This is a genomic window from Vibrio lentus, assembly GCF_002875945.1.
Taxonomy (GTDB): domain Bacteria; phylum Pseudomonadota; class Gammaproteobacteria; order Enterobacterales; family Vibrionaceae; genus Vibrio; species Vibrio apostichopi.
The window spans coordinates 66,002-88,562 of sequence record NZ_MCZK01000006.1; the positions used below are offsets into that span (position 1 = coordinate 66,002).

The 22,561-nt window shown below is 45.0% G+C and carries 21 protein-coding genes; 7 read left to right on the top strand and 14 right to left on the bottom strand.

The window, feature by feature from the left end; genetic code table 11:
* Positions 1-311 precede the first annotated feature (311 nt).
* Together BCT49_RS00620 and BCT49_RS00625 are read left to right on the top strand one after the other, a co-directional pair.
* Positions 312-929, top strand: coding sequence for a magnesium transporter (locus BCT49_RS00620; protein ID WP_102433742.1), 618 nt, complete (start codon positions 312-314; stop codon positions 927-929).
* Positions 929-1,918, top strand: coding sequence for an efflux RND transporter periplasmic adaptor subunit (locus BCT49_RS00625; protein ID WP_102433743.1), 990 nt, complete (start codon positions 929-931; stop codon positions 1,916-1,918). The genes BCT49_RS00620 and BCT49_RS00625 overlap by 1 nt, the downstream gene beginning before the upstream one ends.
* A gap of 104 nt (positions 1,919-2,022) precedes the next feature.
* On the opposite strand, the gene cyoE is transcribed toward BCT49_RS00625, so the two are convergent.
* From cyoE to BCT49_RS00665, 7 genes are all read right to left on the bottom strand, one after another.
* Positions 2,023-2,892 carry a heme o synthase gene (gene cyoE / locus BCT49_RS00630; RefSeq protein ID WP_102433744.1) on the bottom strand — a complete coding sequence of 290 codons (870 nt, stop codon included), beginning with the start codon at positions 2,890-2,892 and terminating at the stop codon, positions 2,023-2,025.
* Positions 2,893-2,900: 8 nt separating this feature from the next.
* Entirely contained in the window at positions 2,901-3,212 is a 312-nt protein-coding gene (gene cyoD / locus BCT49_RS00635; RefSeq protein ID WP_010439794.1) for a cytochrome o ubiquinol oxidase subunit IV, read from the bottom strand.
* Positions 3,212-3,829 carry a cytochrome o ubiquinol oxidase subunit III gene (cyoC, locus tag BCT49_RS00640; protein WP_010439790.1) on the bottom strand — a complete coding sequence of 206 codons (618 nt, stop codon included), beginning with the start codon at positions 3,827-3,829 and terminating at the stop codon, positions 3,212-3,214. Before cyoC ends, cyoD begins: the two co-directional genes overlap by 1 nt.
* Positions 3,819-5,897 carry a cytochrome o ubiquinol oxidase subunit I gene (gene cyoB / locus BCT49_RS00645; RefSeq protein ID WP_102433745.1) on the bottom strand — a complete coding sequence of 693 codons (2,079 nt, stop codon included), beginning with the start codon at positions 5,895-5,897 and terminating at the stop codon, positions 3,819-3,821. The genes cyoC and cyoB overlap by 11 nt, the downstream gene beginning before the upstream one ends.
* Before the next feature lie 5 nt (positions 5,898-5,902).
* Positions 5,903-6,799: a ubiquinol oxidase subunit II gene (gene cyoA / locus BCT49_RS00650; RefSeq protein ID WP_102433746.1), complete on the bottom strand. Its 897-nt coding sequence runs from the start codon at positions 6,797-6,799 to the stop codon at positions 5,903-5,905.
* Between the two features lie 717 nt (positions 6,800-7,516).
* Positions 7,517-10,615, bottom strand: a complete 3,099-nt coding sequence (locus BCT49_RS00660; RefSeq protein WP_102433748.1) for an efflux RND transporter permease subunit — start codon at positions 10,613-10,615, stop codon at positions 7,517-7,519.
* An 8-nt stretch (positions 10,616-10,623) separates the two neighbouring features.
* Positions 10,624-11,739: an efflux RND transporter periplasmic adaptor subunit gene (locus BCT49_RS00665; RefSeq protein ID WP_102433749.1), complete on the bottom strand. Its 1,116-nt coding sequence runs from the start codon at positions 11,737-11,739 to the stop codon at positions 10,624-10,626.
* Positions 11,740-11,943: 204 nt separating this feature from the next.
* Here BCT49_RS00665 and BCT49_RS00670 point away from each other — a divergent pair, with 204 nt between their 5' ends.
* Positions 11,944-12,558, top strand: a complete 615-nt coding sequence (locus tag BCT49_RS00670) for a TetR/AcrR family transcriptional regulator (protein ID WP_102433750.1) — start codon at positions 11,944-11,946, stop codon at positions 12,556-12,558.
* Between the two features lie 49 nt (positions 12,559-12,607).
* On the opposite strand, the gene BCT49_RS00675 is transcribed toward BCT49_RS00670, so the two are convergent.
* Entirely contained in the window at positions 12,608-13,519 is a 912-nt protein-coding gene (locus BCT49_RS00675) for a LysR family transcriptional regulator (protein WP_102433751.1), read from the bottom strand.
* Between the two features lie 163 nt (positions 13,520-13,682).
* On the opposite strand from BCT49_RS00675, the gene BCT49_RS00680 reads away from it, so the two are divergent.
* Positions 13,683-13,988, top strand: coding sequence for a monooxygenase (locus BCT49_RS00680; protein WP_102433752.1), 306 nt, complete (start codon positions 13,683-13,685; stop codon positions 13,986-13,988).
* A 48-nt stretch (positions 13,989-14,036) separates the two neighbouring features.
* Positions 14,037-14,411: a hypothetical protein gene (locus tag BCT49_RS00685; protein ID WP_102433753.1), complete on the top strand. Its 375-nt coding sequence runs from the start codon at positions 14,037-14,039 to the stop codon at positions 14,409-14,411.
* Between the two features lie 172 nt (positions 14,412-14,583).
* On the opposite strand, the gene BCT49_RS00690 is transcribed toward BCT49_RS00685, so the two are convergent.
* The 3 genes from BCT49_RS00690 to BCT49_RS00700 form a co-directional block, all read right to left on the bottom strand.
* On the bottom strand, positions 14,584-15,111 hold the full coding sequence (locus BCT49_RS00690) for a cytochrome b (protein WP_102433754.1): 528 nt from the start codon (positions 15,109-15,111) through the stop codon (positions 14,584-14,586).
* Positions 15,112-15,220: 109 nt separating this feature from the next.
* Positions 15,221-15,739, bottom strand: a complete 519-nt coding sequence (locus BCT49_RS00695) for a lipocalin family protein (RefSeq protein WP_102433755.1) — start codon at positions 15,737-15,739, stop codon at positions 15,221-15,223.
* A gap of 149 nt (positions 15,740-15,888) precedes the next feature.
* Positions 15,889-16,851, bottom strand: a complete 963-nt coding sequence (locus BCT49_RS00700; RefSeq protein WP_102433756.1) for a helix-turn-helix transcriptional regulator — start codon at positions 16,849-16,851, stop codon at positions 15,889-15,891.
* A 52-nt stretch (positions 16,852-16,903) separates the two neighbouring features.
* On the opposite strand from BCT49_RS00700, the gene BCT49_RS25745 reads away from it, so the two are divergent.
* Both BCT49_RS25745 and BCT49_RS00705 read left to right on the top strand, forming a co-directional pair.
* Positions 16,904-17,080 carry a hypothetical protein gene (locus BCT49_RS25745; RefSeq protein WP_017078910.1) on the top strand — a complete coding sequence of 59 codons (177 nt, stop codon included), beginning with the start codon at positions 16,904-16,906 and terminating at the stop codon, positions 17,078-17,080.
* Positions 17,081-17,205: 125 nt separating this feature from the next.
* A complete protein-coding gene (locus tag BCT49_RS00705; RefSeq protein WP_102433757.1) occupies positions 17,206-18,960 on the top strand; it encodes an amidohydrolase in 1,755 nt (584 codons plus the stop codon).
* A 115-nt stretch (positions 18,961-19,075) separates the two neighbouring features.
* On the opposite strand, the gene BCT49_RS00710 is transcribed toward BCT49_RS00705, so the two are convergent.
* From BCT49_RS00710 to BCT49_RS00720, 3 genes are all read right to left on the bottom strand, one after another.
* On the bottom strand, positions 19,076-19,732 hold the full coding sequence (locus BCT49_RS00710; protein ID WP_102433758.1) for a hypothetical protein: 657 nt from the start codon (positions 19,730-19,732) through the stop codon (positions 19,076-19,078).
* 407 nt (positions 19,733-20,139) lie between these two features.
* Positions 20,140-21,621, bottom strand: a complete 1,482-nt coding sequence (locus tag BCT49_RS00715; RefSeq protein ID WP_102433759.1) for a serine protease — start codon at positions 21,619-21,621, stop codon at positions 20,140-20,142.
* A 379-nt stretch (positions 21,622-22,000) separates the two neighbouring features.
* Entirely contained in the window at positions 22,001-22,480 is a 480-nt protein-coding gene (locus BCT49_RS00720) for a hypothetical protein (RefSeq protein WP_012604442.1), read from the bottom strand.
* Positions 22,481-22,561 lie beyond the last annotated feature (81 nt).

The following is a 22,561-nucleotide window of genomic DNA, read 5'->3' on the forward strand; positions in this document are numbered from 1 at the left end:
ACCTAAACAGCACACCTATAAATGTGTAGATAAATCGCGTTGCGCGCATCACGGAGGATGTTCCAAAAACCAATGCAAACCTATTCTCACAATGGTTAACGTTACTTTAAGAATGATTTCTTCAGGTCTAATTAGCCCTGTATTTTTGAGAATTCGTGGCCAGTTGTGGCGAATCGATTTTTAATTGTTATCTATTACTTTTGTTTATCACACGTCATCGTTTTGACCGATATTCAACACCCTTTCAGATGCCATCTAAAAGTCTTGCCTCTCGGCTGCACGTTCTCTCTCCTTACTTTTTAGGTTGAGATATGAAATTCCTTAAAATTGTTCTGCAGAAAGTCTGGGCTGTGGTGATGGTTCTCATCAAGTTCTGTCTATTTATGGCACTCATGTTTGCAGGTGCTTGGGTGCTCGCTCCGATGGGTAAAATCCACTCTAAAGACATCGATCTTTCTCAGTTCAATAACCATCCGAACGAGATGATGATGACGTTCTTCCAAACTGAGTTCTTCTCCGGTTATCTATTTTCCGTAACGATGGCTGTGGTTCTTGCTGCGATTTACGGCATGTGGCAGGTACACGAAGTCGGTGTCCATAAAGCGAAAGAACACAAAAGTGCTCACGTACAAATTGTCTTCGCACTCTCTCTTTGTGGCTTGTTCATTAGCAAAACCTTCTGGGTAATCGCACTGGTTATTGCACTCGCTAACTGGAAACACATCGGTCAATCGATCAGTGATGTGATTCGTCGTGGTGTTCAACCTAAATCAGTTAGGAGCAAGTCTGTTGAGAATGAGTCTTCTAAAACAGATGCAACTCCAACCAAAGATGAGAACAAGACAAGCGACGACAGCAAAGTAACCGACGAACAAGCAACAAAAAAAGCAGAGTCTGAACAGACACCCACTGGAAAAGAGGCCGCATAATGAAAGAGATGATGATCCCATACATTCTGATTGTATGGTCCCTGTTCGCGACTGGCGCATTAAAAAAGAGCATTAAGAACTACACGTGGGCTGCGATTGGCGGTGCCGTGATTCTAGGTTTATTGGCTATCGTGTCTCGCCTATGGGCTCCGGTTGATATGACCAATTCGACAACGGTTAAAGCGCCACACGCTGTGATGTCTCCAATCTTTGGCCAACAGATTGATGAAGTGTTTGTTGATCACAACCAAATCGTTAAGAAAGGCGATGTCATTTATACCTTAGTCGATATCGACTCAGCCGCAGACAAAGCGAAGATTGAGTCTGAGATCGTGCAAAAAGAAGAAGAGATCAAACAGATGTCTCGCGATTTAGATCGCGCAGAAACATCGCCTGAAATCTTCAACATGCGTGACGTGGAAAAATACAACTCAGACCTTCGCGTGATGCATGCTGAACTGACATCATTAAAAGCCGATCTACAGAAAGTAAACTGGGCGCAAGATAAGAAAACCATCAAAGCAGAATTTGACGGCCAAGTATCGATAGTCAACATTGCTGAAGGTTCTGTGATGGGTAACATGCACCTTTACAACACCAGTAAAAAGTTCCTAGAGATGCGTATCTCAGATCAAACTTACGGCTATGTTCAAGTAGGTGATTTTGCAGAGTTCTTTGTGGATGCTTACCCTGGTCACGTATTCAGAGCCAAAGTTCATAGCTTTACCACAGGTACAGGTGAGTCGAGTATTTCTCCACTTCAAGGACCACAAAGCGTTGGTCAACACGTAGTGCAAAATGGCAATGGCCTAGGCCGTACTATCGTACTCGAAATCTTCGAACCAGAAGGTTACAACATCCCAATTGGCGCAGCTGGTTCTGCTTGGATTTCAGCTGAGAAGCCGCATCCATTCTGGGGCTTCATTGATGTGATTGGCGCAGCAACCGTTCGCCTACAATCGTACAAGTCTTACCTAGGCGCTTGGTAAACAAGTTACTCACTAACAGTTAAATAAAAGACAAACAAAAATACCCCGCTGGTCGGGGTATTTTATTTGTGCGAATAGCTTAATAGATTATCCCTGCTTAAACCTCACAAAAAAGGCAGTGGAATCAGTTCGAGCCCGAGGACACCACTGATACTCATCACCACCAGCAGAGAGACCTTGAAGACGGTCTTTGACCACTGAATGTAGTTGAGGCAATCGACTTTTCGAAATGTCACTTTGGTCCACATAAAGCAAACCGCTGCCGACACCGCTAGGTATTCGTAACCCGCTTCTCCGAGCAAAAATAGCCCCAGAGCAACCGCGCCAAACGCCACCACATACGCTTTCATGTGTTGATGTGCTTTGTCGACGCCCTCTTTCACCGGTAACACAGGAATGCCTGCATCGCGGTAGTCTTGAATGCGAAACATCGCAATCGCATACGAGTGTGGCATCTGCCATAAACAGAACATGATGAACAATAGAACGGCTTCTAAGCTCAGGTAGTTCGTGACACCAAGGTAGCCAACTAGCGGCGGAACCGCGCCAGAAATACTGCCGACTAAGGTGCCGTAAACGGAATTACGCTTGTACCACATGGTGTAAAAAAAGACGTAAAACACATAGCCAAGCAACACCACCACCGCAGACATCGGATTAACGAATTGAAACAGCAGCGCCGTGCCTGCCAACAACATGACTAACGCATAGATAAACGCCACGTCTGTGTTGATGTTGCCCTGAACCAATTCACGGTTCTGGGTACGTTTCATTTTCTGATCGATATCTCGGTCAAAGATGTTGTTCACCACACAACCTGATGCAATCACAAGCCCTACACCCGCTAACGTTGTCAGTAACAACATCGCACTGGCTGGTTCTGTTTTTGCAGCGAGGAAGAACCCCGCCGCAACAGAAATCAGGTTGCCGAAAATGATGCCCGGTTTGGCAATAGACAAATAACTTTTCAGCATACCCTAGCCTACAACTTCATGTTGACGTTCATGTTGTAGATGATCCATACCGAGCCAGCGATAAGAATCAATACAACAATGGCGGTAAACATCAGTGACACCAAGTTCCAACGCCCATCGGACGATTTCGCTTCCATGTGCAAGAAGTACTTAAAGTGCACAAAGATTTGTACTAGCGCACAACCGAACAAGATCACGTAAGTTTCAGTGCTTGGTAACGCATGCGACCACACAATGTAGAACGGAATAATGGTCAGAATCAGTGACGCAATAAAGCCTTTCACGTAATCCGTTGCACCGCTATCTAGATGCTGTTCCATTACATCACCCCCATTAAGTACACGATGGTAAATACACAAATCCAAACGATATCAAGGAAGTGCCAGAACAAGCTCAAGCACTGGAAGCGCATCGACATGTTATCGTTCAAGCCTTTGGTTGATAGTTGGTGATACGCCACTGCCATCCAAATCAAACCGAACGTTACGTGCAAACCGTGTGTACCAACCAAGGTAAAGAACGCAGAAAGGAACGCACTCTCTTGAGGACCATAGCCTTCTGCAATCAAATGATGAAACTCATACACTTCCATACAGATAAAGGCTAAGCCCAATACGAAAGTAACTTTTATCCATCGCTTCAGTCCGGTCACGTCTTTGCGCTTCATTGCAATCATGCCAAAGCCAAAGGTGATACTACTGAACAGCAGCATCATGGTTTCGACAAACACGAACGGCAGTTCAAAGATGTCTTTACCTGTCGGCCCTGCGATAGATCCACTCTCAAGCACGGCATAAGTCGCGAAAAGCGTGGCAAACAGGACACAGTCACTCATCAAGTAAACCCAGAAGCCAAACAACTTATTGCCCGCAGCTTCGTGGTGATGATCATGCGAGTGTGCAAGATCATAAGTGTGTGACGGAGTATTAGCTTGCATACGTCGTCTCCAAGTCATCTTTATTGTTGTTATCACTGTCACCGTCAGCGCTGTTACCACGACCAGAATTGTCGCCTTTCACTGACTGTTTCTTTGCTTCTTCAAGTTGTGCACGTCGAGTCGCTTCAATCGCTTTGATCTCTTCAACTTCCACGTAGTAGTCCACATCGTCGTTGTAGCTGTGTTGAATACACGTCACCACGATGCCTACTAGGCTTGCCGCCGCTAGCCACCAGATGTACCAGATCATTGCGAAGCCAAATGCCAACGCCCATGCAGACACATAAATGCCTGTTGGTGTGTTCTTCGGCATGTGAATACGTTCGTATTCTTCTTCCTGAGTTGGATCAAACTCACCACTTTGCTTTTGATACCAGAACGAATCGATCTCATCGCCCTTAGGCAGTTTTGCAAAGTTGTAGAACGGCGGTGGTGAAGACGTTGCCCATTCGAATGTTCGTCCGCCCCACGGGTCACCGGTTAGATCTCGGTTTTGGTCGCGGTCACGAACACTCACGTAAATCTGCACGAACTGACAAACAACACCCATCGCAATCACGCCCGTACCTGCAGCCGCAACCGCCAGTAAAGGGAAGAACTCAGGATTGATGTCTTGGCTCAAACGACGCGTCATGCCCATAAAGCCCAGAGCGTAAAGCGGCAAGAACGCCATTAAGAAACCAATGATCCAGCAGTAGAATGCGCGTTTGCCCCAAAGCTCATTCAGAGTGAAACCGGTCGCTTTCGGGAACCAGTAGCCAATTGCTGCAAAACAACCGAATACTACGCCGCCGATGATCACGTTGTGGAAGTGCGCAATCAGGAATACCGAGTTATGCAGAATGAAATCCGCGCCCGGAACCGCCATCAACACGCCCGTCATACCACCAACGGTAAAGGTGATAAGGAAGCCCACGGTCCACATCATTGGCGTGGTAAAGCGGATACGACCTTTGTACATGGTGAACAGCCAGTTGAAGATCTTAACCCCGGTTGGGATAGAGATAATCATGGTCGCGATGCCGAAGAAGGCATTCACATTGGCGCCAGAACCCATGGTAAAGAAGTGATGCAGCCAAACCACAAACGCTAAAATAGTGATCGCCACCGTCGCCCATACCAGCGAGGTATAACCAAACAGCTTTTTGCGAGAGAAGGTTGCCGTCACTTCAGAGAACACACCGAAGATAGGCAAAATCAGGATGTACACCTCAGGGTGTCCCCATGCCCAAATCAGGTTCACATACATCATCACGTTGCCACCAAGGTCGTTGGTGAAGAAGTGTGTGCCGATGTATCTATCCAACGTCAGTAGCGCGATAGTAACCGTTAAGATAGGGAAAGAGATAATGATCAGGATGTTGGCACACAAAGATGCCCACGTGAATACTGGCATCTTCATCATTGGCATAGACGGAGTACGCATGCGCAAAATAGTCGCGAAGAAGTTCACACCCGTTAATGTGGTACCCACACCGGATATTTGCAGCGCCCATATCCAATAATCGACCCCGACTCCCGGACTGGCCTCAATGCCAGAAAGCGGCGGATACGCCAACCAACCCGTACGGCCAAATTCACCTAAGCCCAATGACATGTTGGTTAGGATGATACCCACCACAAACAGCCAGAAGCTCAGGTTATTCAGATAAGGGAATGCAACATCACGAGCACCAATTTGCAGCGGCACGATGATGTTCATCAGGCCGATAACCAAAGGCATCGCGACGAAGAAAATCATGATCACGCCGTGAGCCGTGAAGATCTGGTCATAGTGGTGCGGAGGTAAATAGCCCGTCTCACCGGCTGCAGAAAGCAATTGCTGACTACGCATCATTACTGCATCGGCAAAGCCACGAACTAACATCACCATTGCCACAGCAATGTACATGAAGCCCAATTTTTTGTGGTCTACAGAAGTAAACCATTCATTCCAAAGGTATTGCCACTTACCGGCTTTTGTTACCGCATACACCACTAAACCACCCACTAAAGCGATCATGGTTAACGTGAACAAAATAATGGGTTCGTGGTAGGGAATTGAGTCTAGAGTTAATCTTCCAAACATGACGATTATCCTTGGGTTTCCGGCAAACAGTTCATTGAACCAGGGTGCTGGGTCACGACATCAGTGAATAAAAATGGTGGGATACTGGAGAAAAAAGTCACAGGTTCAGCAACACTTGGCGCAGCCAATGAACGGAATTGCTCCCAGTCTTCAATACGGTCTGGGCTAGCTTTCACTTTTTCCACCCAGTTTAGAAACGCCACTTGGTCAGGCATTGCTGATGCGGTGAATTTCATTTGAGAGAACCCTTTACCACTGTAGTTCGATGCAAAACCTTTGAAGTCACCTTCATGGTTAGCAATCAAGTTCAGCTTGGTCACCATTCCCGGCATCGCGTAGATCTGCGAACCAAGACGCGGGATAAAGAACGCGTTCATGATGTTGTCTGAAGTTAGCTTAAACGTCACCGGTACATCTTTCGGGAACGCAACATAGTTAACCGTCGCAATGTTTTGCTCCGGATAGATGAACAGCCACTTCCAGTCCAGAGAGACCACTTCTATCACCATAGGTTGCACATCACTTTCCAGAGGCTTTGAAGGCTCTAGTTCGTGTGTTGTTCGCCAAGTGATGGTGGCAAGAATCGCGATGATGATGATTGGAATCGTCCATACCACCACTTCGATCTTGGTTGAGTGCGCCCAGTCAGGTGCATACTCTTCTGTGTTATTACTTTCGCGGTATCTATAGGCAAAGTAGATGGTCATCAGAATCACGGGGATGACGACAATCAGCATCAGCAACAGAGCCGTGATTATCAGCTCCTTTTCCTGAACGCCAACGCTACCTTTTGGGTCGAGCAATGCGGAGTTACATCCTTCGAGCATCAGGACGGTTCCCACCAAACCAATCCTCGACAGATTTGCTCTCGATAAAATGCGTTTATATCTTGAAGCTTCCATTAACTTTCTCGATGGTTATCCAGCCTCAGAACGAACGCCCGAGTACTGGTTGTCATGGTCATTAGAATATTTATGTGTTGAGCATGTGAAACGACGCATCTCAAAGCGAAACTGAATTAAACCCATCTCAACACAGTTAAAACGACAGCACAGCGCAGCCGAAACATTGCCGCGCGGTTAAAACCACACAAAAAACATGACTTAATTGTTACACTTTGAAATACATTGTTACATTTGGCGCATTATGAGGAGTCGAAATTGAAAGCTCACCAAACAAACTTGGAAACTAACCTTCCAGTTATGAAAGTGAAACATGGAAAACAGAGAGGAAATCAGCTGCACGACATAGATGTGCTACACATGCAAAACCAACGCTGATAAGGGATGAGTAAGAATCTTAGAAACTAGCGACCAACAACGATGAAGCGAGGTGATGTTTGGGTACATTAGAAAGAGCGAATTAAACAAAGCGTGATGAACGTCAAATTTATGAATTCACATAGGATTTTAATGGTATTTAGAAAAGATATTGCTCCAATCGGAAACCCATTAGATATTCGAATAACACACGGCTCTTCATTGATAATAATGCCAGTTAGGTGTCGAAAAACAGTGGCAAAGATCGACCTGGAAAGCCGATTTGATGAGTATTTTGATCTGTTTAAAGTGGGTATTACTCCCCTCAAAGGAGAGGAGTAATCGTCATTAAGAGAGGGATTATTCTGTTGCTGTGACGACTTTCTTGCGCTGGTTTTTAGTCATTAAGTGATAAACCACAGGCACAAAGTAGAAAGAAATAAGCGTGGTTAATACCGTTCCGCCCACAATTGCGACCGCGAACGGAGGCCAGAAGCCACCACCAGCGATGATCAATGGCATAAAACCGCCAACGGTTGTGATCGTGGTTGAACTGATATGACGAGTACACGACATCACGGCCTCAACTACCGCATCCACATTGCCTGATGAAGCTTGTTCATCCAGTTTCAATTCCGTCAGAATCACGATGGCAGCATTAATCGCTAAGCCCGCAATCCCGAGCATGGCTATGATCACCGTAAAACCAAATGGATACCCGAAGATCCACACCGACAGCAAACCTAGGCCACCAGCCAATCCTGCTACCATGAAGATGATGCTACTCATTCGGAACGAGTTAAACGACATCACCACCACCAACACCATCAATACCACCACAACGGCGACATTCGAGATAAGGCTGTTGACTGAATTGTCACGCTCAGCGGATTCACCACCAAAACCTATCGTATAGCCCGATGGCATCTCATAGCTTTCTAAGCGTTTTTGGAACTCATTAAGGACAGTTTGAGGCAAGACACCCGCTTCAATGTAACCCTCAATGGTATTCACACGCTGCCCGTTACGACGAGTAATCGCGCCGCGACTGGTGGTCAGTTCAAGCTCTGCCAGAGTCGAAACATTAATCCCCGTGGAGTAGACATCAGAACTGATTGGCAAACGAATATTGCTTAAGTGCGCCAAGTTTTCACGCGCATCATCCGCGACACGAACACGGATTGGCACCGATTCACTGCCCTCAATCACTGAGCCACTTTCACGACCTGTAAGCGTAGTTTGAAGCATGCCAGCAAACTGATTGAGTGAAATCCCGTTAAGTTTCGCGGTGTCTTCATCGACCTTTAACCACACTTTAGGCGTACCAGGCTGCAGTGTTTCTCGCGTGTGAGTAACATGAGGAACACCTGCCAAAATCAAACGTACATCTTCACCAATCGCTTTTAACGTATCGAGGTTTTCACCATACACACGCAGCTCAACTGGCGCAGTAAATGGAGGCCCTTGATTAAGCTTTCGTACCAAGATTTGTGCTTCCGGCACCTCGTTATCTAACACCTTTTGCAACTCAGGAATCAGCGCATTGGCTTGGTCAAAGTTCTCTGTTTTGACCATCGCTTGCGAGAAGTAAGGCGCATTGTTTTGCCTTGCCTGCAAGTTGTAATAGAAAGATGGGAAGTTAGCGCCCACTAGCCAATCTATACGCTCTACTTCTGGATAGCGATGAATGATGTCGTCGATTTTTTCAGAGGTGTTTTTCGTCGCATAAATGCTCGCTTGAGGCGGCATGTACACCTGAATCTCAAACATGTCTCGATCTGATGGCGGGAAGAACTGCTCAGTCAGTTGAGACATACTCCAGTAGCCAGTAAACGGAACCAACAAAACCAAAGCAATAGTGATGATTGGATGCGTGACACCAAAGCGAACAGAAGACGAAAACCAACGTGTTAAAGCGGGGATTCTTAAGCCCGTCATGTACCAATGGTGCTGCCCTTTCTTATCAACGTCGCTGAGTTGTTTAGGCAGTAACTTGGTCGCTAAACCTGCGATTAAGGTATGCGAAATCACGTAAGAACCGATCAATGAGAACGACACAGTAATCGCGATGCCACCGACAAACTCACCCGAAGCACCCTGCATCAGAATGATCGGCGCAAACGCCAATACCGTGGTTAATGTTGAGCCCAGTAACGGCACCCATAAATGTTTCAATGCATTCATGGTCGCTTCTGCTCGCTGTTGTCCTTTCAAGCGATACGCCTGAATGGTATCAACCATTACCACCGCGTTATCCACCATGATCCCGAGCGCTACGATTAAGCCAGTCACCGACATCTGGTTGATTGGCACACCGGTCATCTTCATGATCGACAGCGTAAGCAGTGAAGTCAGTGGCAGAGAAATCGCCACCAATATTGCGGCGCGCACACCTAAGGTCACGAACAGAACAATCAAGATCAAGCCAAAACCGATCATCAAGCTTTTGCCTAAATCGTCTAAACGAGTTTCGGTATAGCCTTGCTGATTGAACAACACGGTGACATCGATATTGCTGGGCAGCTCTTGTTGAAACTTCTCAATAAGAGCATTCGCTCGTGATGTCCAATTATCGACACGAAGATCAGGATGCATTCTTGCTGCGACAATCACGCCCGGCTCACCATCAATAATGGCAATCTGATCTTGTGGGGTTTTCTCGCCACGTCTCACCGATGCAATGTCTTCCATGCGGATGATGTGACCATTGCTGTCAGTCGCGATTGGGACTTGCTTAATACGTTCAATGGAATCAAGTTCAGACTGGATTTCTAAGCCGAAACGAGAATAAGCACTGACCAATTCACCTGCCGAGTTCTTAGCATCAGCCCCTTCCAAAGATTCTGCGATATTGGCACTGGAACGACCTAGCGCGGCAGCATCGGCAGTGCGTAAACTGATTTGAATCTCTTCTTGTGGCATCCCGTATTCATCAACGAATTCAGTTCCCGACAAGGTTCGTAATCGCTTAGCGAGTTCTTTGGCATAACGCCCGAGTGTTAATCGGTCAGGCTCACCGGCACCAGACCAAGTCAGCGCAGTAATCGTGGTAAAAGCGTAGGTGTGGTCACTGTCGAGATCGGGAGAATGAGAACCCGCAGGTAAAATGGATTCGATGTCAGACAGTTTGTCACGCGCTTGAGACCAAACCGGCTCTGGCTCGGTGATGGTGTCATTCAATTCGAGCGTGACAATAGACACGCTCGGCCTTGAAGTTGAACTCACCAGTTTAACTTCACTCAGCTCACGCAGTTTGTTCTCAATTACCTCAGTAACTAAGGTTTCAACACGCTCGGCACTGGCACCGGGGAAGCTGGTTGTGATGTTTGCATAACGGTTGATGATGACTGGGTCTTCTGCACGTGGTAGCGTCATGAACGCAGAAATACCACTCACCATCAGTAGTGCCGTCATTAAAATAAGCAGTCGAGTATTGGAAATAGTCTCTATGATTTTCATACTATTTCCTATTCAGCCGTCACGTTGGCTGGCTTCACGGTTTGACCTGGAACCAAGCGATGTAGACCACTCGCGATCACCTGCTCGCCTTCGGTAATGGCACCACTGACATAGGCTTGTTGGTTATTAGCAAACAGAACCTGAACACTTCGGCGCTCTACTTTATTGTCTTCACCCACCACGAAGATGTTCCACACACCACGTAATCCATCAATCAAACCCGTTAACGGCACCCAATAACCTTGGTCATCGATTTGCTCGTCAAACTTAAGGTAAGCAAGTTGACCTTCTAAAACAGACGCTTGCTCAGGAAAAAGATAACGTAAACCGACACTGCGAGATTGCGTATCCACCATTGCGCCCGGATTCAGCAGAGTCACGGCGAAATCATCTCGCCCGACACGAATACTTGGTGTAGAAAGCGAGCTTACTTTTTTCATCTGATGAGCAGGAATGCCGATAAAGGCTTCTTTGCCTTCAGAAGCGAGCAATGTAAGAGTTGGATTACCGACATTCACCACATCACCCAGCGACACAAAACGCGTTGCGATAGTACCCGAATAAGGCGCACGAACCGTCGACTTAACCAACTTCAATTCATTGCCTTTTACCGAAGCATCAATACGCAGTAAGTTCGCCTGCAACACGCGCTGTTCACTGGTTAACGAATCAATTTCTGCCTCAGCACTGAAGCCTTTTGCTTTCAATGAGCGCTGACGCTTTAAGTTCGCGGCCACGAGACTCAGTTGAGCTTTCACTTCTTCGGCTTGTGCTTTCAATTGGCTAGATTCAGTCTGCAGCAGTTGGGTATCTAACCGGATTAACGGTTGACCTTCGGTTACTGTGTCACCGACGTCCACCAAAATCGCATTTACTTTTCCTGCCAGTTCGAAGCCTAAATTGGCCTGCTGACCCGCCTTAACCACACCCACATATTCACGCTGCACTGCATAAGAGGAAGACAGCGCCAAGGCCATCGTTTCTACAGTTAAAATGGTTTGGACGCTCGAAGCCGCTTCAGCGGTTGAATCAACCGACTCTTGGGCTTGTTCCTTTTCGCCACATCCAACAAGAAAAGCCGATAGAGACAACGCCACCGCACTTCCCTTCATCAATTTATACATACTCACTGTTCCTATGCAGTACTCAATCATGTTCTTTTTTTAGACTAACCAAACCAAACTAGACTGTCTAGTTTGATTATGTTAAAAATAAGTTTCATCGTTAATGATTGATAAAACCATCACAAAAAGCATAATGCTTAGCGCAGAACGAAATGCATCGAACTGAGCAAAGCCAAGTACCAAGCAAGTAACGAGAAACAGCACGTGACAAAAATCATCAAGAGTGAACAGAAGAGATCGCAGATCCTAACCGCAGCAAGCCAGCTTTTCTCTGAGCATGGCTTCAAGATCAATATGGATCAGATAGCGAAAGCAGCGAACGTTTCCAAGCAAACGGTCTACTCTCACTTTAAAAACAAAGACGAACTTTTCGAAACCTGCATGCAAACCAAGTGTGCGGAGCGCGAACTCAGCCCTGCAGCCTTTGATATGAATGCCACTTTGGAAGAAGAATTGGTGAAGTTTGGTGTAAAGTTTCAAGATTTGTTACTTGATGAGCAATCTAGACAGACCTTTCAAAATGCAGTTAGCCAATCCAACACACATCCAGAGATCGCCTCTATTTATTTAGAAACAGGGCCACAGAAGACCACTAAGTTACTCGCTGATTATTTACAGTCGAAAATAGATTCGGGTGACTTAACGCTTTCAACATCAAGTTCACCAATCATTGCTGCACGCCAACTGTTGCTGATGTTTCACGGCAAATCGGCGTATTGGGGATTCTTCGGACACGATAGCGGAGAGTCACAAGAAGAAAGACTTCACTACACGCGTGAATGTGTCGCACTATTCTTAAACGGCAACCAACCTCGTTAATAGCTCTTAGCTCTTAGTTCATAGTTCATAGCTAAGTTTCTCATAGCACTTAGTCCTCATTCTGGGCTGATTCAAGAAGCAGTTCATAGAAACGTTTTGCGGCTGGACCTGTCTTGGCACCTTTCGGCAGAGTCAGGTGCAGCGGTACGTGATAACCACTGCCATTTTCTACATTCAACACCGTGAGCTTGCCACTTCCTCGGCTATCGACAATATGTTTAGGTAGTCTGCAATATCCCACACCCTGCTCTACCGCTCCAAAGGCATGGTCGAAATTATCGACCGTAATACGCTGGCTCGATTTTAACCAACCCACATCCTTTTTCTCGCCTTGCTTTTTACTGCCTTGACTAGCTTGAGCACCTAAATCTCTCACCACAATTTGTGGCAGCGACGACAGCTGATTGAGCGATATGGATGACATGCTAGCTAACGGATGCGAATTCGCTACAACGGGCTCCATCTTAGTGAACCCAAAAGCTTCAGCCGAGTAATTAGTAATTGGCAGGTTGATGATGGCAACATCGGCTCGTTCTTGGGTGACCATTTCCGTCGTCTTAGACAGTGACGTTTCTACCACTTGGATTGAAGTGGTGTTGTTCTCTGCCATAAACGCAGCCATCGGCTTATAAAGACGCTCAAGGCAGCACAAATGATCAACGGCGACCACAATTTCAGACTCCACACCTTTCGCCAGTTGTTCACTGATAAGCTCCAGCTCTCGCGCTTGTTCCAACATGCTGCTCGCCCTGCGCAATAAGGCTTTGCCATCTTCCGACAACACCGCCCTACGACCTTCAACCTGCACCAAAGACACACCTAGTTGGTCTTCCAACTTTCTCAGCGCATAAATCAGCGTGGTGTGGCTCTTATTCAATTGCAGTGCCGCCGCCTGAATGCTGCCAGCGCGGTCTATCTCATAGAGTGTTTGCCATTGGTCTAGGGTGGTCTTTAATCTCATCGGTCTAGAATCCTGACAGTTAATGGCAATATTATGAACTTTTCTGTCTGTTTTTTACAGGTAATATAAATTTCAACAACAAACGAGAATGGCTTGTTTGTCTTAAACACCTATTTTTTATAGCGGATTTTGTTAAACGAAATTTGTTAAACGGAGAAACACCATGAAACTACTACAAGTTGATTTTGAATTTTCAGGCCCATTTGGTGAAGAGATGTCGAACGCACTCGTTGACCTAGCCAAGTCTATCAACAACGAACCGGGCATGATCTGGAAAATCTGGACAGAAAACCAAGCCGAAAAGCTGGGCGGTGGTGTTTACCTTTTTGAAGATCAACTCAGTGCGGAAACTTACTTAGCCATGCATGCCGCTCGCTTGAAAGAGATGGGCGTAGAAGAAGTTCGCGGCGTGATTTTTGACGTAAACCAGCCATTAACTACCATTAACAAAGGCCCAATCAACGGCTAATGGAATGAATAAAGAATTAGCAAAAGGTACGAGATAGAGAGAGAACAAATGAACAACAAAACATTTTTAAGCCTACACGGCATCATTTACGCAGGCTTTGCCTTCGCGTTGTTTTTCCTACCAACGGTCATGTGGCCTATGTACGGCGTGGAAATTAATGACAAGTACGCTTACTTTCTGTCTCAACACACCAGTATCTTCCTTGGTGGTATTGCAGCGATAACATGGTTACTGCGAGATATCGAAGCGGGAATCAGCGCCAAAAAGCTCATCCAAGGTTTGGTTATCGCCAATATGCTGGGTGCGATCATCACACTGTATGCGGCTTTCACCGGTATCTTTGTTGGCTTTGGCTGGAGTGACCCTGCGTTCTTCCTTTCGCTATCAGTACTGAGCGTATTGCAGGTTCGTAAGCAAGCTTAGTGAGTATGATTTTCAGGTAACACAAACAAAAAACACTCGGTACATGCCGAGTGCTTTTGTATTCACCGTTCTATCAAGACCAAAGTTAGGTTCACTAAATAAGAAGTAATCTTGATGTCTGGTTTTGGCTATTGGAGCTTAGTTATTGATAACCCGTTGTTGGTAAAAACAACTATGAGCGACCAAGCATGCGGCTCAGTGTGCCATCTTTGTCCACTAATTGGTGTTTCAATGCACCTAACACATGCAGAGCAAACGCCACCATAATCAAGTTCACAGCATTAACGTGAACGAAAGAAGCTGCAGACTGCAACCATTCCGTTTTCTCACCAGCAGCAATCAACTCAATTCCGAATAGCTCTAATGCACGTCCACCCGCCACACTCATCACTGCACCAGAGATGGGCATCGCCAATGTCACCAACAGTAAAAAATGATGGATACTTTTCGCGGCAATTTCTTGTGCTCTCGTTAACACAGCAACGCTAGCAATCGCGCCTTCTTTCATACGCCATGCCAGACGTGAAAGAGCGACAACTAAAACAATCAAACCTAAAGATTTATGCAGCCCCATTAACTCGCCTTTTTCGGGGCCTCGCGGCATGTCTTCGAATTGAAGCCCAATAACAAACACAGCGATGAACAAAATGCCGGTAAGCCAATGGAAAATAACAGTCTGTTTCGATAATGATTTATTCATAATAACTACTCTATGTCTCTGACCTAGATGTTATTTTGACTCATTATCATTACACATAACATGGTCTTTACGTAAAGTTACGTAAAGACCAATTAACCTCTATATACCGTTATTTTGAGTGCTCCACATAAATCAATTCATCAGTATTGAAGCCGCGCTCTTTAGACATCTTTGTAAACTTCTCCATTACCTCAGACGAAACTTCTGGGGTTCGAGAAAGTAGCCATAAGTAATCGGTATCTGGGCCAGAAACAAACGCGTATTGGTAGTTCTCTTTGTCCAACTCAAACACTACATAAGCGCCATAGAATGGGCCAAAGAATGACACCTTCAGATACCCCTGATCACTGCCTTCGACAAAGTAGGCTTTGCCTTCCGCTTCGTTCCATTCGCCATCTTCATCCGAATAGCCGCGGTTAATCACCTTCACACCGCCATCATCACGCAGGCTGTATTCGGCACTGATGCTATTGAGGCCTCGCTCAAACGAGTGGTCCAAACGAGCCACTTCGTACCATTTGCCCAAATATCTATCCAATTCAAACTGTTGAACGGGTTTTACTGTTTCAGGCATGCCGACACACCCACCCAATAAGATGACACTCAGCAGCAATAATATTTTCTTCATCCTAACCTCGACTTGTTTTAATAGTAATTCGAGTAAGTCATGTGAGAGCCTTAACTTACATCCTTGGTAATACGTTAAATCCGTTTAATTGGTTCATATAACAGTAAATTATTCAGAAGCTTATGTGAATCGTTTAGTCAGTAAATGAATCAGTGATGCTTCATTGCTGACCGGTACTGAGTCGGTGTCACTTGCTTATAGGATTTAAACTGACGATTGAAATTAGCTTGGTTGTCGTATCCCACTTTTTCCAAAATCAAATTCACTGGCAAAGAGGTGTTAAGCAATAAATCACACGCCACATTGAGCCTAATTTTCTTCAATCGTTGGCTAAAACTCTCATTGTAGTGCTTTTGAAATAGCCGCCTGACACTGCTCTCACTAATATATAAGTGACTGGCTAAGTCGTTAACCGAGATATCTCGGATAAAGTTATTCACCAAGAAAGCTTCAATCTTATCCAGCTTATCGCTGACCTCATCTTCGTCTCCCGCATTAAAGACAGGGTTGATCAACTGAATCACGTCTTGGTCATCAAGCAATAGCGCAAACAAAGAAAACAAGATTAGCAGTTGTTGATGTGGTGGCTGGTCCATCACATTGTTCAACAGTTCCGTCGCTTTTTCTGCGGTAGCAGGCGAAAACTGCAGACCTTTCTTTGAATCCTCTAGCAAAGCACGCAGCGGTTCGAGCTCGCGGCAACACGTGATTAATTGCTCTATCCAATCTTTGCGAAACCAAACCACATGCGTTTCACATATTCGTGAGTCGTCCGCGCTCTCTTCTGAATAAATAGCATGAGGCAAATCAGGCCCCACCAAAATCATGTGATTGTGAAACACATCGCTTTGATGGTGCCCAATGAAACTATGACCAGCAAAGTGACGATGTATCGCTATCTCGTATTCTTCATGTCTATGCCAACCGTAGCTTTTACTGTTCTCGACAATTTTCTTATAGCGCCATGACGTGCCAATTCGTTGTGGCACTTTTTCCAAGTAACCTTTCATTACGATGCTCAGTGACTTTTTAATATTGAAAGTATACGCATCAAACCATTCAAATGAGTACATTGACTGAAAAGTATTGAACATTGCGCTAACGATACTCATCCGGTTGTCACCGCTAAATATACTACAAGTGAACTTAACCAGGAGAGCAACTATGGACACTTTATTATTAAAAATCCGCGATATGATTCTTGCCACTCGTCAACAGTGGATAGGCGAGATCACCTACAACCACAACATTAAAGGTGAAAACACTTGGAAACTTTATGGCTATAACTCTCATGAAGAATACAAAAAAGATCTGCGTAACAGCCTAAGACAAGAGTCGTAACTAGAAGCTCATTCAAACGACAGCTTGTTGATTAATCTCAGTTTTTATTTGTCATTCATGTAGAGTTTCACACTGGCCACTCGCTTTCTATACTTATTAAACAGTGGAACATGGGAAATATAAGAATGAACAACAAGCTCACTTTGCCACGCACTGCATGGATTGCATTACTCGCTAGCTTAGGCACTATTTCGCCGGTACTTGCACAAGACAGCACAGCTGCTCAAAGCCAACCGACTATTCAAAATCAAGTAGAGACGAATAGCCAAACCGCAGACCAGATCTTCACCAATGCCGACATCTACGGGCATCGTGAGTCGGACTCGATCGTTACCCATAAAGGCAAGATCATCTTCATTGGCGAACGCTCGCACGCGAAAACTTTTCAAGGGCAGAATACCGATGTCATCGACTTAGAAAATGCCTTTGTGTTGCCGGGGTTCATTGATAATCACAATCATGTTTTTGAAGCCGCCTCAGAGCTAGGTGGCAATTGCGAACTGGATTCTGAAGCCACACTCGAAGAACAAATCCCTTACTTAGAAGCCTGTAAAATCAATGCCGAAACCGATGGTCGAGGCTGGTTAATGGGTTATGGTTTTTCTCTGGAGTCGACACTCGACAGCGACTCTGAATACACACCACTTGAGATCATCGATAGTATTTTTCCAGACCGCCCCGTGGTGATTATGGAGCAAACTTCACACTCAATGTGGGTCAACTCAAAGGCACTGAAAATCGCCCGAATCAGCCAGCAATCGCCAGATCCACAAGGCGGTGCATATCTAAAAGATTCTGATAGCGGAAAACTTAACGGCATCTTATTGGATAATGCTGGCGACCAAATCATGGAGATGGCTTGGAACAGCCAAAGCGAGCTCTTTGAGCAAAATTACCAAGGGTTAATGTTCGGACTTGAAGAGGCCGCTGCACACGGCATTACCACCATAGGTGACGGCCGAATGTACTGGAAACGCGGTTGGTATGACGTTTGGCTAGAGGCAGAACAAAACCAAGATTTAACAGCTCGTGTATCTTTGCGCCCTTGGGTTTACCCATCAATGGCGATCCCGTCTCAGCTCGAAGTATTCGAAAAGATGTATTCCGATGACAAAAGCCGTCTGCTACTGGTCGATCAGGTGAAAATGTACAGCGATGGTATCTTCATTAATGGCACAGCAAAAACACTCGCACCCTACTTGGATACTTATCTACCGCAGTCGCCGAATGGCTTGAACTACATTCCACCAGCACAGATGAAAGAGTGGCTCAGCGCGCTCGATGAAATTGGTTTTAGTGCGCACATTCATGCGATTGGTGATGGTGCGGTTCGTGAATCCCTTGATGCAATCGAAAGCGTCCGTAAACAAGGCTCGAAAAAACCTTACACCCTAACCCACATTGAATTAATCAATGATGAAGATGTTCCTCGCTTCAAACAACTCAATGTCTCGGCAGATTTCCAAGTCGGTTCCGATTACGTAGCCAAGCATCAACACCAATGGGCCGAAGCTTTCCTTGGCGCTCGCCGTGCCAAAGCCATGATGAACCTAGACGCGATACTCAAAACCGACGCTAATATCACCTTAAGCAGTGACTGGAACGTACACGACATCAACCCATTGGTCGGCATCGCGAACAGCTTAATCATGGGAAAAACAGGCCTAACCGATATTTACACAGCCATCGACGCTTATACGATCAATGCAGCTAAAAGCCTTGGGATTGAAGACGTAACAGGTTCCATTGAGGTGGGTAAATCGGCTGACTTCGCCATTCTCGACCGAGACATAACCACAGTGTCAGCAAGACAAATAGCCAAAACACAGGTGTTGATGACAGTGTTGCAAGGAGATGTGGTTTACGACGGTTCAAAATAAACGGACGACGAAAAAGGGTTGGTATTAATACCAACCCTTTTAAATTATTAAATGTTATTTAACTTAATAAGAAAATACGATTCTAGTTTTATATTATTAACTATACGGTCATTTGTTAAATTGCATAAAAATTAACAAGTCGCTCACTGTAACCTAAATTAGCAGGAGTATGATTAATTTCCACTGTAATATTACCAGAAAGCTCACCGTCGGCCTTATATACAGGGCAAGATGCTATATCTGATAAGTATGACTCTTCCGTAGGCGCACTAAAGTAATAGATTTTTTGTAGGTTACATTCACCTACCTTCATTCCCAACGCTTCAACTTCCGAGCGTTGACGGTAATAATTCGGGCCAATGTCTAGAAGATATTCAGGGCTATGAGTATAGATCTCGCTGGTATAATGCTCAGCAAATTCACTCTCAGCAATGAAGTTTTCATTCTCCATGCTGTAAAGAATGTTCAAATGCCAATAGATGAGCTCAGACTCATCACTCGTTGATTGACCCGGTTTTGAATATACACATTGGATCTGACTATGAGGGACTTCCAAGCCTTGATTTGCTTGGATATTATTGCGAAGCGTGTTGATCCCACAACGATGCAACGTAAAGCCATCTTGCTTCATCGATTCAGTCACTTGATTCATCGATTGGTATTGAACGTAGACACCTTCAGGCGATTCACCTGTGATAACGTTACTATTATCAGCATAAGCAAACGGACTTAGGCAGGCGGTTACAGACACTAACGCTATTGTTTTTTTCATTATTATTTTTCCTTTATGATTGGCGGCAGGAAAATAACTCAAAAATAAAATATGCAACATAGCGCTTATTGATATTTGTGATCTTGGTTAAAGCAATGATTGGTTTTATGAATGTTAAAGTTTGCCATCAGGTATATCTTCCCTCTAGAACTAACAACACCTCAAAAATATAATGGTTAATTGGGAAAGATGAATATTTAAAGAACATCTACATTTCACTAGCATTAACTAATCAATATTTAAACCAAATTGAAAATTATTAATCATTCTGTTTAATTATCAAAATAAAAAAGACGAGCCTATATGACCCGTCTTTTTATTATTAATTTAGTCTAACGTATTGGCTCGATAATGACCGTTATATAAATAGAGTTATCGAGTTAAATATTTTCTTGATTTGAATATGGTCACTGAGATTGCGACACAGAAAGAGACACACCAGAGAAACTGCGGAACGCGTTAATCATAATGTAGAGGTCTTCATCAGCCTTAAGTGCATCGCAAGACTCGAAGTTACCGGAACGATACGGGCGACAGTCGTAGTCACTTTTGGTTGGCTGTTGTCCAGAACGAATGTATAGGTCGGCATCCCCAACACCAGAATTAATCGTAACGGTAACACCAGCAGTACGATTCGCCGCCTTAAGTACAAACAGTTTTTGGTCGCCTGAAGTCAGTGCGATATCGGAGACTAAACTGTCTAAAGTCACTTCCGGGATTTCATTCTTAGGCTCACCAACCGAGCCATTAGGTAGCACGTCATTGAAATGCGAAGCCACCAATGGCCAAATCTTGCTGATTTTCACGCCTTGGTTTTCGCAGCCTCCGAAATGATGTAAAGCAATGGCTTTGTTGTTATCGGTTCGCAGAACAGGTGACCCAGAAGAGCCTCCAATCGTGTCACAGAAATAACCAGTATCCGTATTTGACCCTCGGCCATTCGCTGAAGCCACATCGATCTGACACAATCCTGAACCATTTTGATCACTCTCAATGGCAAGCTCTTTCGGATTACCCGCTCCGTGTTGAGGAATATAAATCCCATCACCGAACATCGGCTCTTGAGCGTCTAACCCTAGATAACCAAACGACGCTATCTTTGAAAAATCATCGACGGTAAATAGCGTGTAATCCAGGTCATAATCGGTGCTGAGTATTTTATTCCCCATCACTTTAACCGTTGTCGCCATAGAACCATCACACGTGCGACGCTGATAGTTAAACCACACCTCGGTATTTCTCAACTCAGACTCTGATGCGACACAGTGGTTATTAGTGAACATATGGTTGTCTGGCCCCACACGCCACGCCGTACACAAGCTGCGACCATTAATGAGTAGCCTTGCGACGGGTGTTGTCCAAGCCACTTTGTCTGCGTGAGAGTCTTCCCAGCAAACAACGTCTTTGCGTTCATTCACACCACAAGTCGATAGCGTCGCTAAGGCCTCTTCGTCTGCACTTTTACCTGCCATGTAGTAATCAATTTCAAACTGAACATGCTGACCGTTTGAATTGGAGATTGATTCAATGACGACAGAATCACTGGAGATCGATTGAGCAAACCAACCTATTTGGCTGTCACGGTACTCCAGAACCTCACTACTGGTGCTTGACTTAAGACGTAGCACGCTGCCTTTCGGTACATTAAGAGACTTGAAATGAAGCTTAATGAATGACGCACCAGCGTGTTCAAGTTGCAGTGTGTGTCTACCACCCGATGTCTCAACCAACTCTTGGTTCGACAACTGATATTTCACTTCATCGGCAATAACCGGAAGATCTGGTTGAACGGGAGGATACGGTTGAACGGAAAGGTGCGGTTGTGCATTAACGAGCGAAGAAAAGAACCATATTATCGCAAGCCCAAGGTTAGATAAGATTACTTTCATTGGATTTCCTTTATCGGTTTGTGGTGTTCCCTTCACAAACATATGTGTAAAAAACACATATGACACAATATGCATATTGATTTTTGAGTAAAGAAATATCGACACTAACGACAGTTTATGAATTTCAATGAGATAGCGCTCTATTTCGCCAGTTTTGGGCAAAGTACCTGTACACCATAGCGTCCTAAGTAAAACGAAAAAGAATCATGACTTCGTTATGGTTTTTGCTAATCTGAAGATAGGTTCGGCAGAGCTCTTGCGGGATATTTCGTACTTTGATTGGCGATTAATACAAAACTAAAAAAGGGCTAGCAAACCTGCTAGCCCTTTTCAATTGTGGGTTCATTCCGAACTCCCCTATGTTCTATTCTACTTATGCTTAAGCTGTCTTTTCTTTCAAGTTTGATTCTTGTTTATCATCAAGTGCAAAGTAGATCTTCGATACAATCACTTCAGCAATCAGAATCGTAAATACCACGGCGAAGAACGCCACCACACCATTCCAAGGGCCAGTAAAGCTCACCTTCTCGCCAAACAGTAAGTTAATCGCTTCTAGCATCACGAACTTTGAACCCACCAAGATGATGTAAGTCGTGATTGCTCGGTAAACCTTAGGTGCGGTACCCGGCTTACTTTTGAAGTGCTCGGCAATCTTGTGTTCCAAACCAATAGAGAGCTTCAACAATAACTGCAGCAGCAAAGCCGCTATCAAAGAGATAGTGAAGGATTCAATGTTGACGAAGTCCCAGTACTCATCGAAAAAGTTAAGGACCACTAAGTCCACCAGCACAGCTAACGTGTAACCTACGAATAGACGTTGTGGTGTGTTGAACCCATAAACTTTGTCTGATTTAGTCATTCTGTTTCTCTCTAATTGGATAAGTAGCCTCGATTTGAAATACATCTTAGCGTTCGAATCGGAGCAAAACTTACCATTTGA